The 11,711-nt window shown below is 58.9% G+C and carries 9 protein-coding genes and 1 riboswitch; of the genes, 5 read left to right on the plus strand and 4 right to left on the minus strand.

From position 1 onward, the window contains the following. Positions 1 to 18 precede the first annotated feature (18 nt). Entirely contained in the window at positions 19 to 1,200 is a 1,182-nt protein-coding gene (locus tag IQ265_RS06870) for an AI-2E family transporter (protein ID WP_228037644.1), read from the plus strand. 19 nt (positions 1,201 to 1,219) lie between these two features. Here IQ265_RS06870 and IQ265_RS06875 read toward each other — a convergent pair whose 3' ends face one another. Next, entirely contained in the window at positions 1,220 to 2,809 is a 1,590-nt protein-coding gene (locus tag IQ265_RS06875; protein ID WP_194051831.1) for a serine/threonine-protein kinase, read from the minus strand. 459 nt (positions 2,810 to 3,268) lie between these two features. On the opposite strand from IQ265_RS06875, the gene pheT reads away from it, so the two are divergent. Continuing rightward, on the plus strand, positions 3,269 to 5,707 hold the full coding sequence (gene pheT / locus IQ265_RS06880) for a phenylalanine--tRNA ligase subunit beta (RefSeq protein WP_194051832.1): 2,439 nt from the start codon (positions 3,269 to 3,271) through the stop codon (positions 5,705 to 5,707). Between the two features lie 82 nt (positions 5,708 to 5,789). Here pheT and IQ265_RS06885 read toward each other — a convergent pair whose 3' ends face one another. Beyond that, entirely contained in the window at positions 5,790 to 6,473 is a 684-nt protein-coding gene (locus tag IQ265_RS06885) for a HupE/UreJ family protein (protein WP_228037645.1), read from the minus strand. 66 nt (positions 6,474 to 6,539) lie between these two features. Continuing rightward, positions 6,540 to 6,714: riboswitch (cobalamin riboswitch) on the minus strand. 133 nt (positions 6,715 to 6,847) lie between these two features. Here IQ265_RS06885 and IQ265_RS06890 point away from each other — a divergent pair. Then, positions 6,848 to 8,494 carry an AarF/ABC1/UbiB kinase family protein gene (locus IQ265_RS06890; protein WP_194051836.1) on the plus strand — a complete coding sequence of 549 codons (1,647 nt, stop codon included), beginning with the start codon at positions 6,848 to 6,850 and terminating at the stop codon, positions 8,492 to 8,494. A 24-nt stretch (positions 8,495 to 8,518) separates the two neighbouring features. Here the strand turns inward: IQ265_RS06890 and IQ265_RS06895 are convergent, their stop codons facing one another. Then, positions 8,519 to 9,949 (minus strand): FAD-binding domain-containing protein, encoded by a 1,431-nt coding sequence (locus IQ265_RS06895; protein WP_194051838.1) that lies wholly within the window; start codon positions 9,947 to 9,949, stop codon positions 8,519 to 8,521. Between the two features lie 138 nt (positions 9,950 to 10,087). On the opposite strand from IQ265_RS06895, the gene IQ265_RS06900 reads away from it, so the two are divergent. Both IQ265_RS06900 and IQ265_RS06905 read left to right on the plus strand, forming a co-directional pair. Beyond that, positions 10,088 to 10,252, plus strand: a complete 165-nt coding sequence (locus IQ265_RS06900) for a hypothetical protein (RefSeq protein WP_194051840.1) — start codon at positions 10,088 to 10,090, stop codon at positions 10,250 to 10,252. A gap of 454 nt (positions 10,253 to 10,706) precedes the next feature. After that, on the plus strand, positions 10,707 to 11,006 hold the full coding sequence (locus tag IQ265_RS06905; protein WP_194051842.1) for a ferredoxin: 300 nt from the start codon (positions 10,707 to 10,709) through the stop codon (positions 11,004 to 11,006). A 126-nt stretch (positions 11,007 to 11,132) separates the two neighbouring features. On the opposite strand, the gene IQ265_RS06910 is transcribed toward IQ265_RS06905, so the two are convergent. Continuing rightward, on the minus strand, positions 11,133 to 11,642 hold the full coding sequence (locus IQ265_RS06910; protein WP_194051844.1) for an inorganic diphosphatase: 510 nt from the start codon (positions 11,640 to 11,642) through the stop codon (positions 11,133 to 11,135). Between the last annotated feature and the right edge of the window lie 69 nt (positions 11,643 to 11,711).

The following is an 11,711-nucleotide window of genomic DNA, read 5'->3' on the forward strand; positions in this document are numbered from 1 at the left end:
CCAACATTACGCAATTTTATGGAGTACGGTATAACACCAGGCAACGAGCCCATCGCTACCAGCTGGTTAGCCCGCTGGTGGGAAAAGCTCAGCCCCATAGCTCAGTCGCTGCTGGTGCTGCTGGCCACCCCCCTGGTGGTGCTCAACGTGTGGGCAGCGTCCATTATCTTTGGCTACTTTCGCTCCATTTTGGTGACGGTGCTGATTGCAGGCCTGCTCGCCTTTTTGCTCAGCTACCCCATGGGTCGCCTCGAAACCCTCGGGCTCAAGCGCGGGCTGGCGGCTACCCTGGTGCTGGTGCTGGCGCTGGTGGGGTTTTCGGGGTTGGCGATTATCGTGCTGCCCTTTGTCATCGACCAGGGCCAGCAGTTGGTAATGCGCCTGCCCGACTGGTTCGACTCGGGCAAAACCCAGCTCATGATGCTCGACGGTAAGCTGGCCGAATGGGGCCTGCCGATCAACTTCGACGGCATTATTACCCTCACCAGCGATCGCCTCAAGCGCGAAATTCAGTCGATCGCAGGCGAAGCCCTCAACCTCACCATTAACGTAGCGGTGTTTACCGCCAACAAGCTGCTCGACGTGGTGCTAACCGTAGTGCTGACCTTCTACCTGCTCCAGCACGGCGAAGAGGTTTGGGGGGGAGTTGTGGGCCTGCTGCCGTCTCGCCTACAGCAGCCCTTTTCAGAGACCCTGAGGCAGAGCTTTCGCAACTACTTTCTAGGGCAGTTCATAGTCGCCAGCTGCTTTGGCACCGCCCTGACAATTATCTTTGGCCTGCTCAACGTGCCCTTTGGGTCGCTGTTTGGCCTCACCGTGGGGCTGCTGGCCCTGGTGCCCTTTGGCGGCACCGTCGGCGTCATCGTCGTAACCCTGCTGGTGGCCCTGCGCGACATTAAAATTGCCATCCCCATGCTGGTCTCTGCCGTCATCGTGCAGCAGCTGGTCGAAAACGGCATTGCCCCTCGGGTGCTGGGCAGCGTCACCGGCCTCAACCCGTTCTGGGTCTTCATCGCCATTTTGTCGGGGGCCAGAGTGGGCGGCCTGCTGGGAGTAATCGTGGCCGTCCCGGCTGCGGTCATTATTAAAGAGGCGCTGGTAGCCCTGCGCAACGCCTCCCACCCCGTGATAGAGACTGAAATCGCTGAAGGTGCTAAGGCCAGTTCCCCGCCGCCAAAAGCCGCCGCCCTGCCCCAGTAAATTCAGTCGGAAGAACTACCTAGAGCACACCTCGACGACCGTTGGGCATGACTGTAGACCAGTTGGTGCGGGCCATAGCCAGCTGATCGTCTGAGATCAGCGCGCCTGTGAGGTCGGCCCCGCAGAGGTTTGCCCCCCGCAGGTTGGCGTTAGAAAGGCAGGCGTGAGCCAGATTGGCCCCCCGCAGGTCGGCTCCTTCTAAATTGGCGTAGTGGAAGTAGGCCTTGATCAACTTGGCGTTGCGGAGGTTGGCGCGGCTGAGGTTGGCGCGGCCAAAGTTGGCGTTGCTCAAATCGGCCCCCTGAAAGTTGGCGCTGGGCAACTTGGACTGGTTGAAGTTGGCCTCGACCAGCAGCGTACGTTGCAAGTCGAGGTCTTTGAAGGTTTGCAGCGAGAAGTCGCGCCGCCCCTTGGTGTATTTTTGCTTGACGTCCTCGGAGGTGAGCAGGGTGGCGGGGGCCACCTTTGGCCGCGGAGAAGGTGTACCGTTGCGGCTAGGGATCAGGGGGGCGACACTCTTGGCCCCCGAGTGCGATCGCTCGCGGCGTGCCCGAATGGCTGCCGCCATGCGCGACGAGGGAGACCCGCCAGAATTGCTGATAGCGGCATGGCCCGAAGCACCGCTGACTGGCCCACTGCCGTTAGTAAACCCGTTGCTCGCAGGCCCCACTGCCGAGGGGAAGGCCATATTTTGAGCCAAACTTTCCATGTAAGGCTCTAAATCTAGGTCCCGGTGAATAGCCTCTACGCTCTGGTAGCGGTGCTTCACCGAAATCTCCAGCATTTTTTGCAGCACCCCAGCAAAGTGGTCGCTGATGTGGATCTGCTCGCGCCACAGCAGTTCCCCTGTGTTGGGGTCATAATTGAGATCTTTAGGAGCCTTGCCCGACAGCAGGTAGATGCAGGTAACCCCCAGGGCGTAGATATCGCTGGCGTATACCGGGCGCATGGCCATCTGCTCGGGCGGTGCGTAGCCGGGGGTGCCAATGGCGTAGGCGGTGAGGGCCGTCTGGTCAGAGTTGGCGGCCTGGGCGGGGTTGACTTTGTCTTTTACCGCACCAAAGTCAATGAGCACCAGTTTTTTATCCTGGTCGCGGCGAATGATATTGGCTGGTTTGATGTCGCGGTGAATGACGTGGTTGTCGTGAACGTACTGCACCATCGACAGAATTTCGCTCAAAAACTGCTTCACCCCCGCTTCGGTGAAGGGGCCACCGCGCTTGACCTCCTGCTGCAGGGTGAGGCCGTTGATGTATTCCTGCACTAAAAAGAACTCTTGCCCGCTTTCAAAATAGTCAAGCAGACGGGGCAGCTGGGGATGGTTGCCAATCATGCCCAAAATTTTGGCTTCCCGCTTGAATAACTCGCGGGCCATCTCAAGGATGTGGGGAGCCTCAGCCGACGGACGCAGCTGTTTGATCACGCAGGGAGGTTTGCCCGGCAGCAGCTCATCGCGGGCCAGAAAGGTGGCACCAAAGCCGCCCCGGCCCAGGGCGCGAATCATTCGGTAACGGCCCCGCAGCAGCAGCTCGGCCCCACAACTTTGACAATGGCTGAGCGTGGGGGGATTTTTTGGCTTTGAACAGTCGGGTTGAATGCAGTAGCTCATGCGGCCCAGGATGGTGGATATCTAGACGAGGCCCGAAGACCACGCCTGGGGTTGAGTTAACCAGCAGCGGGGCAATTTAGATGGGAAGCCACAACGCCGACGATGCGGGAGTTGTGAGGGCCGGTCCCATACGGTAATGCCACATTACCCCAATTGTTCCCTCTTTCAGAGAGGGGTTATAGCATTCACCCACAGGGATATATACTTCCGCCCGAAATCGCGGTGAAATGTGAAAAATCGATGAACCCTTGATCCCCATGCTTCCTTATGCGTCAGCACTCTGCTGGGCCAGAATTGCCCTTGGATAGATGCAATGCCCACGGGGTAGAATGTTTGGGCAATATACCAAGTCCAGCTTGGGGTCTGTAGTTTTTCCACCGACAGAACTCCACTTCTGGACTTGAATGAGATTTAAACCACAGCGTTTCAGCTTTTTTTAGCGGTCAAACTAGCCCTACCATGCGCATATCTCTCAACTGGCTCAACGAATACGTCACTGTCCAGCTTTCTCCTCAAGAGTTAGCCGATGCCCTGACGATGGCGGGCTTTGAGGTAGAAGACATTGAAGATAGACGCACCTGGGCCGATGGCGTGGTGGTGGGTCGAGTGGTAGATCGCACCCCGCACCCCGATGCTGACAAGCTCAGCGTTTGTGTGGTGGATATTGGCCAGGCCGATAGGTCAACTATAGTGTGCGGAGCCGCCAATGTGCGCGCCGATATCTATGTGGCGGTGGCGACGGTAGATACGCATTTACCAGTAGTTGATCTCACCATTAAACCTCGCAAGCTGCGCGGCGTGCCCTCCGAGGGCATGATTTGCTCCCTAGCCGAGCTGGGGCTGGCGAAGGATTCGGAGGGCATTCACATTTTTGAGGCCGATGAGCTAGAACTGGGGCAGGACGTGCGCCCCCTGCTGGGTCTCGACGACGTTATTTTAGATGTCACCTCTACCGCTAACCGGGCTGATGCCCTGAGTATGGTCGGCATTGCCCGTGAGGTGGCAGCCATTACCGGAGCGGAGCTGCGCCTGCCCGTTATTCAACGGCCAACGGTGCCCAAGGGTACGGCGGCTCCGGTTATTTCCCTTACCGATGAGAAAGCCTGCCCGATCTACATCGGTACGGTGCTGAAGAATATTCAGCTGGGACCGTCTCCCCAGTGGCTGCAGCAGCGCCTAGTGGCGGCGGGCACGCGCCCCATTAATAATGTGGTGGATATTACCAACTACGTGCTGCTGGAGTGGGGGCAGCCACTGCACGCCTTTGATCGCGATCGCCTGCCCATGACCGACGATGGCCTAACCCTGGGCGTCCGCTACGCCCAGCCCGGCGAAACTCTGGTCACCCTCGACAGCCAGAAGCGCCAGCTGCAGCCCGAAACGCTGCTGATTACCGCTAACGATCAGCCCGTGGCCCTGGCCGGGGTGATGGGTGGTGAAGCCACCGAAGTGCACGATGGCACCCAGGCTATTCTGCTAGAGGCCGCCTTTTTTGACGCGGCGGCGATTCGCAAGTCGGCCCGCAGCCAGGGGTTGCGCACTGAGGCCTCAGCTCGCTACGAGCGCGGCGTCAACCCGGCCGAGCTGGGGCTGGCCTGCGATCGCGCCCTCCAGCTACTTCAGGAGCTGGCCGGGGCTACCGTGGTGGCCCAAACCGTGGGCACGACAGCCTTCGGAGCCACGATTCCTGAACGGGTGCTGACCCTACGGCTAAACCGGGTGACTCAGCTGCTGGGGAAGGTGGTCAATCTGGGCAATACGCCTCAAGCGTTGCCGCCTGAAACCATTCAGCAGCTGCTCGAAACCCTGGGCTGCCGGGTAGCGCCCACCGACGACGCAGGGGTGTGGGCCGTGACGGTGCCCGCCTACCGCTACCGCGACCTGGAGCGCGAGGTCGATTTGATTGAAGAAGTGGCCCGCCTCTACGGCTATAACCACTTTGCCGACACTCTGCCCCAAAAGGCGGTAGGCGGCTACCTCTCGGTGGAGGCAGCCCTGCGCCGACGGCTGCGAGAGGCCTTTCGGGCGGCGGGGCTGACCGAGCTGCTGCACTACTCGCTGACCAAGCCCACCAGCGATCGCCAGGTCACTTTGGCCAACCCCCTGTTTCCTGAATATTCGGCCCTGCGGCAGGATTTGGTTGACGGTCTGATCGAGGCCTACGCCTTTAACCTCAACCAGAGCAACGGCCCTCTCAACGGCTTTGAGATCGGCCATATTTTCTGGCAGGACGAGGAGGGCATCCACGAGGCCGAGGCGGTAGGCGGCATTGTTGGCGGCGACGGGCGGTCGAGTCAGTGGGTGACCAGTGGTCAAGACCAGCCCCTTACCTGGTACGAAGCCAAGGGCATTTTAGACAGCGTGTTCCATCGCCTGGGGCTGGCGGTCGACTACCGTGCCGACAGCACCGATCCGCGCTTTCACCCCGGTCGCACGGCATCGCTGTGGGTGCGGGGGCGGCTAGAGCTGGGTCGCTTTGGCCAGCTCCACCCCCAACTGCGTCAGCAGCGTCAGCTGCCCGCCGAGGTGTATGTGTTTCAGCTCGACTGGTCGGCGCTGGCGACCTGCCTGGTGCCGGTGCTGCAAAAGTCGGTCAAGTTTGCGGCCTACTCGACCTTCCCGGCCAGCGATCGCGACCTGGCCTTCTACGCCCCCCTAGAGGTATCGGTGGCCGACCTGACCACTGCCATGACCAAAGCCGGGGGCAAACTGCTGGAATCGGTGGCCCTATTTGACGAATACCGGGGCAAAACCGTGCCTGAGGGCCAGCGCAGCCTTGCCTTTCGCCTGGTCTATCGCTCCCCAGAGCAAACCTTAACTGACGACAGCGTCGACCCAGTCCACCAGAAGGTGCGCGCCGCCCTAGAAAAGCAGTTTGGGGTCACCCTGCGCAGCTAGAAGCGTTTTAGAGAGCAAGGAAGTAGGGGCAAACGGTGTTTGCCCCTACTCAGCTTTAGGGAAAAATCCACAAGAATTTGGTCTAAGCAGGCAGCAAGGCTCCCAGCAGCGCCGTCGCCAAAAAGGTAGCGCCAACGCCGCAAATCACCAGCCCGGTGCGCTGTATGTAGACCGCATTTAGCCGCTGGCTCAGCTGTCGCCCGATCCAAAAGGCTGCGATCGCGATCGCCATCTGCATCGCCGTAAAACCGGCTAAGTAGGCCACCAGCGGCATGGTTTGAGCCCCAAAAATCGCCTCTCCGTAGGCAAACCCGTGAAAGAGCCCTGCGATCGCCGCCAGCCCGGCAACGACTGCACTTTGGGGTCGATCTTTGCACGCCAGCAGCACACCAAACCCCAGCACCGAACCGGCGATCACCAGCTCAGCCATTGGCAGCGTGACCTCAGCCAGGTGTAGCCCCGTGCCGACCATTGCGGTTAGCACAAAGACCACGGGGATCGCAATGCCCCAGGCGCTGACCGCCGCCAGCAGTCCTGCCGCCACCACAAAGGCCAGATGGTCAAGCCCAATCACAGGGTGCCCCAGGCCCGACAAAAAGCCCTCGGCAAAGGTGGCGGGCACTCGCCCCCCCAGCGGATGGTGGGCCAGACTGGGGAGCGGCAGCAGCAGTAGGGCCGCGATTCCCGCAGGGATACTCGTTCCGAGTCGGTTCCCGAACGCTCCGCGAATCGCCCCCACCGCCCCGCGCCCCAGCCGATTCGACAACCCATTAGCCCCGATAGACCTCAGGACAGAAAAGCAATAATTCATCCGTACCTCGCAGACGAAAAAAGAACAGCAGCGGCGATCGGCGGGCGTTCTGGCTTAGCTCTTTTAATGTTCAAACCAGTATTGGGTTGAACATTAAAAAGCTTCACAGCTGCGGGACAGCGGCAGACTTACACTGCACTTTCCCCGTTATCTCCAGTGGCTGATCCCCACCGGAACCGACAGCGCCCAAGCATCATAGCACCGGGTACGGGCCGTCCTGCCGCAGGTTTATCAATAGTCACTCAGGTCGGTCGGCCCTGAAACCATCGCCAGCGACAAGGCCTTAATGTGATTGCGTTAGCATCGATCCATCTGTATCTCAGTTGGCAATGGTTTCATCGTCTCGTTTAGCCCGACAAAAAGAAATCGTCGAAGTCGTACTGGGCCACGGCTGGGACTACATGCGGCGACTGTTAATGGGTGGGCAGGCCGACGAGCCCGAGCTACCGCCCCCCGCCGTGCTGCGCAATATTTTGACCGAACTAGGGCCGGTATACGTGAAGCTGGGGCAGCTGTTGAGCACCCGCCCCGACCTCATGCCCCCCGCCTACATTGAAGAGCTGAGTGCCCTGCAAAGCACGGTTCCCCCCGTAGACCCCAGGGAGATCGAAACCCACATTCGCCTCCACTTGGGCCAGCCCCCCGAGGAGTTGTTTGAACGGCTGGAGTATGGCGCGATCGCGGCGGGTTCCATCGCCCAAACCCACAAGGCCGTGCTTAAGGATGGCCGACAGGTGGCCCTCAAGGTGCAGCGCCCCGGCATCGAACGCCAGGTCGAGCGCGACATGACCCTAATTCGCGACATTGCTCGTCTGGTGTCAGCGACCCAGTTTGGCCAGCGCTACAACGTGGTTGAACTGGCTGAAGAATTTGCCGACGCCCTCAACGCCGAACTCGACTTCACTACCGAGGCAGCTTACACCGATCAGTTGCGCCGCAACCTCTCCAAAAGCGCCTGGTACAACGCCAGCCAGCTGATCGTGCCAGAAATCTACTGGGATCTGACCAATTCTAAGATCATGGCCATGGAGTGGCTGGAGGGTACCCCCCTGCTTCAGGCCGACCTGCGGGCCGAAGACGTCCATAGCGACAGCGTTGGGCTAAGGTCGCAGGCTACTACCCTGCTGTTTCGAGCCTTCTTTAAGCAGTATTTTGTCGACGGCTTCTTTCATGCCGACCCTCACCCCGGCAACATCTTTTATCTAGACGACGGCCGCCTGGCCCTGCTCGACTGCGGCATGATGGGCCACATGGACCCGCGCACCCGCACCACGATGACCGAAATGGTGCTGGCTATTGCCAACTGTGATGCCCAGCGCTGCGCCCAGCTCACCCTACAGCTGGCCGAGCCCCTGAAGCCAGTTAACCTAGCCCGGCTGGAGAGTGACTACACCCGCCTGCTGGGTCGCTACTACGGCCTTAGCCTGGAGCAGATCAACACCGCCGAAATTTTTGGTGAAATCTTAGCGGCGGGCATTCGCAACAACCTGCGCTGGCCCGCCAATGTAGGGCTGTTTACCAAATCGCTGGCCAACCTGGAGGGGGCGACCCGCCAGTTCAACCCCGGCGTCAATCTGCTTGATGAAGTGCGTCCACTGATGGCCGATCTGTTCCGTCAGCAGCTGGTGGGAGACGATCCACTGCTGGCGCTGCTGCGCACGGGGCTGGAGTTTCGCAACCTGTCGCTGAGCTCGCCGCGCCAGGTAGGCTTTTTGCTCGATCGCCTCAGCTCTGAGCAGCTAACCTTTAACCTCAATATCCAGGGGGTTGATGACCTGCGCCGCAGCCTCGACGAGGCCTCTACCCGCCAGTCGTTTAGCATTGTGGTGGCCGCGCTGATTGTGGGAGCGGCGATCGTCGCCACGGGCCGTCAGTCGCCCCAGGGGCAGATTCTCAGCATTGTTTTGTTTGCAGCAGCCAGCTTCTTTGGCCTGTGGCTGCTGTTTGGCATTGTGCGCCCCCGGCGGCGGCGATAGCGATCGCCCCAAAACAAAATCCGATCAGGCTCTTTGGGCTTTGTACTTGTCCTTGAACAGGGCCTGCTGTATTTTATGGTCGACAATGGGGGCGGGGTAATCGCCGCGATCGCCCGCCGCGATCTTCCCAGTCACTAGGGCTCCGGTATCCAGCGACCTGAGTTCGGGTACCCACTGGCGAATGTATTCGGCCTCCGCGTCATACTTTTGGGCCTGGCTGGCGGGGTTAAAAATCCGCAGCGGTTTGGGGTCCATGCCGCTGGAGGCACTCCACTGCCAGCCGCCGTTGTTGGCCGACAGATCGCCATCCACTAAGTGCTGCATAAAGTACCTCTCGCCCCACTGCCAGTTGACAATCAGGTCTTTGGTCAGAAAGCTGGCCACGATCATGCGGCAGCGGTTGTGCATCCAGCCAATCTCGTTGAGCTGGCGCATGGCGGCATCGACAATGGGGTAGCCGGTGCGCCCTTCACACCAGGCAGCAAAGTGGTCTTCATTGTTGACCCAGGGAAAGTTTTTTAGCGGAGCCCGGTAGGGGCCATCGGCTAGCTCCGGGAAAAAGTACATCACGTGCTGATAAAACTCGCGCCAGGCCAGCTCCTGTTGCCAGGTGCGCACGTTATCGCGGGTTTCGTCACTGCGGCTGCGGCTGTAGGCGGCATCGGCGGCAGCCCACACGGTGCGAATGCCCACGGCCCCAAACTTCAGCGCTGCACTCAGGCGCGAGGTGCCATCTACAAAGGGAAAGTCGCGCTGCTCGTCGTAGGCAGCTACGGCGCGGTCATCGTCGCAGAATGCCTCTAGTCGCTCCAGTGCCCCCTGCTCTCCAGGGTCTACGGGGAATCCATTTTGCCAGCTGAAGCCCAAATCAGCGGCGCTGGGTAGCGCAATGCAGCCCACCTTCTCCGCCGCCTGCTGCTGCTCGGCACTCAGGGGGGTCAGCCCCTCGGGCGTGGGCAGGGGCGCGGCTTTAGCTTGCTGAATCCAGTTGCGCCAGAAGGGGGTGTAAACACTGTAGGGCTCTCCCGCCCCGGTGCGAACCTCCCCTGGGGCGTGCAGCAGCTGATCCCAAAAGGTGGTGTGAAATTCGATACCAGCTTCCTTAAGCGCCTGGGCCACACTGGTATCGCGCTGACGCGAGTAGGGTTCTACATCGCGGTTCCAGTAGATCGCATCGACCTCTAGGGCTTGAGCGAGCGCCGGAATCTTCTGGCCCGGGTCGCCCTGAAGAATTAACAGCTGCCCGCCCGCTTGGGTATAGGCTGTTTGTAGCGCCTCCAGGCAGCCAATCATGTAGGCCACCCGCGCCGGGGCTACGTCGCCGTTTTGAAGAATGCCGGGGTCAAGGCAAAAGACGCCTACCACCTGGGGGGTGCGATCGCGCGCCGCACTCAAGCCCACGTTGTCGCCCAATCGCAGGTCGCGGCGGTGCCAAAACAACACTAAATCGGCCATAGATGCAGCCCTAACGTCCTCTCCAAACGGCTTCAATCAGCGAATATTCAGTATAACGACATTAGCAATTGGGGTTGGGCAGCTTCTATCATGGGGCAGATTCGGTCCGCAAGCCCAGCCTTTTTGAGGAGATCAACCATGCTGCAAAACAAGCAAATCATCATGCGCACCTTCAATGGCTACCTTGATTTTTTATCTGAAAGCCAGCCTGCCCTTTCTCCCGATGCCGCCTGCCAGGTCGCGGCCCTGCTAACTCAGGCCGAGTTCAACCTGCAAATGGCCGAAAACAGCCGTAAGTCTTAGCCCTAAGAAAACAGACGAGTGGGACGGCAGATGCACCGTCAGCAGGGTCATTGTCATCAGGTTGAAGTGACCTACCAAGGCGTTACGCGCAACCAGTCGATGTAGGTTGTTTTTTTCACCTACGATTGGGGCAGGTTGACGGTCAGTCTGCCCCAATTTTATTAGGCCCTTTAGATCAATTACTGGAGACCAATTACTGGGCATTGGTTAGGCTTATGGCCACTACCTATCGTTTAGGATCCTGAAACCCATAAGCAAACCAATCCATTACTAATCGGTTTGATTACGAATCCCGTTCAGCCAAGCCGCAAAAAGGCAAGACAGGCTTCAGGTTTTCCCGTAGTATCAAGATTGTGTTAGATCTACTCAGAGCAAATCCTGGAAACCTTATCCCAAGGCTGTTCTGTAGTTTATAGATCGACGTGGAATCTGTATTTGACGAGAGGATAGCACCATGGCAACCTTCAAGGTTACGCTGATCAACGAAGCTGAAGGGCTCAACCAAACCATCGACGTTGACGACGATACCTATATTCTTGATGCCGCTGAAGAGCAGGGCCTAGATCTGCCCTACTCCTGCCGGGCTGGGGCTTGCTCCACCTGCGCCGGTAAAATTACCGCTGGTAGCGTCGATCAATCCGATCAGTCCTTCCTGGATGATGACCAGATTGGCGCTGGGTATGTGTTGACCTGCGTTGCCTACCCCACCTCTGACTGCACCATCCTGACCCACCAAGAAGAAGAACTCTACTAAACCTGATCGGCTTATTCCTGCTGTTTTAGGCGGTGGGGATAGCCCTTCAGCTGAGTTTTTAATCGACAAGAAGGCGCGGCTTAGAGTTCTAAGCCGCGCCTTCTTTAGCTTTTATGAAATGCAGCGTTACTTAGCTGCGGCCACGCACTGCTCTACCAGTGCCGCGACTTTATCCACATTCTGCCAGCCCAAAATTTCGGTTACCTTCTTCTCCAAATTTTTGTACGAGCGGAAGAATTCAGCGATCTCATCTAGCCGGTGGGGGGCCACATCATCCAGCGACTTCACGTTAGTATAGCGAGGGTCTTCGGCGGGCACACAGAGAATTTTCTCGTCGCGATCGCCACCGTCGATCATTTCCAACATGCCGATGGGCCGCGCTGCAATCACGCAGCCCGGAAAAGTCGGCTCATCCATCAGCACCATGCCGTCTAGGGGATCGCCATCGTCGGCCAGGGTGTTGGGCACAAAGCCGTAGTCGTAGGGATATTTCACCGACGAAAATAGCACCCGGTCGAGAATAAAGGCGTTTAGATCTTTATCGAATTCATACTTATTTTTGCTGCCGCCGGTAATCTCCACCAGCACGTTAATCAGTCCAGGCTCGGGCTGAGCTGGAATACGGGATAAGTCCACAACGATACTCCAATGGATAACAAATACACATCACAGAGACGGCAGCCCGCTTGGAGCCTTACACCGCGA

This window comes from Nodosilinea sp. LEGE 06152, assembly GCF_015207525.1.
GTDB lineage: Bacteria > Cyanobacteriota > Cyanobacteriia > Phormidesmidales > Phormidesmidaceae > Nodosilinea.

Coding starts and splice junctions, on each gene's coding strand:
- IQ265_RS06900 (WP_194051840.1), top strand. CDS start 10,088: ATGCTGCAAAACAAGCAAATCATCATGCGCACCTTCAATGGCTACCTT.
- IQ265_RS06870 (WP_228037644.1), top strand. CDS start 19: ATGGAGTACGGTATAACACCAGGCAACGAGCCCATCGCTACCAGCTGG.
- IQ265_RS06905 (WP_194051842.1), top strand. CDS start 10,707: ATGGCAACCTTCAAGGTTACGCTGATCAACGAAGCTGAAGGGCTCAAC.
- IQ265_RS06895 (WP_194051838.1), bottom strand. CDS start 9,949: ATGGCCGATTTAGTGTTGTTTTGGCACCGCCGCGACCTGCGATTGGGC.
- IQ265_RS06875 (WP_194051831.1), bottom strand. CDS start 2,809: ATGAGCTACTGCATTCAACCCGACTGTTCAAAGCCAAAAAATCCCCCC.
- pheT (WP_194051832.1), top strand. CDS start 3,269: ATGCGCATATCTCTCAACTGGCTCAACGAATACGTCACTGTCCAGCTT.
- IQ265_RS06890 (WP_194051836.1), top strand. CDS start 6,848: ATGGTTTCATCGTCTCGTTTAGCCCGACAAAAAGAAATCGTCGAAGTC.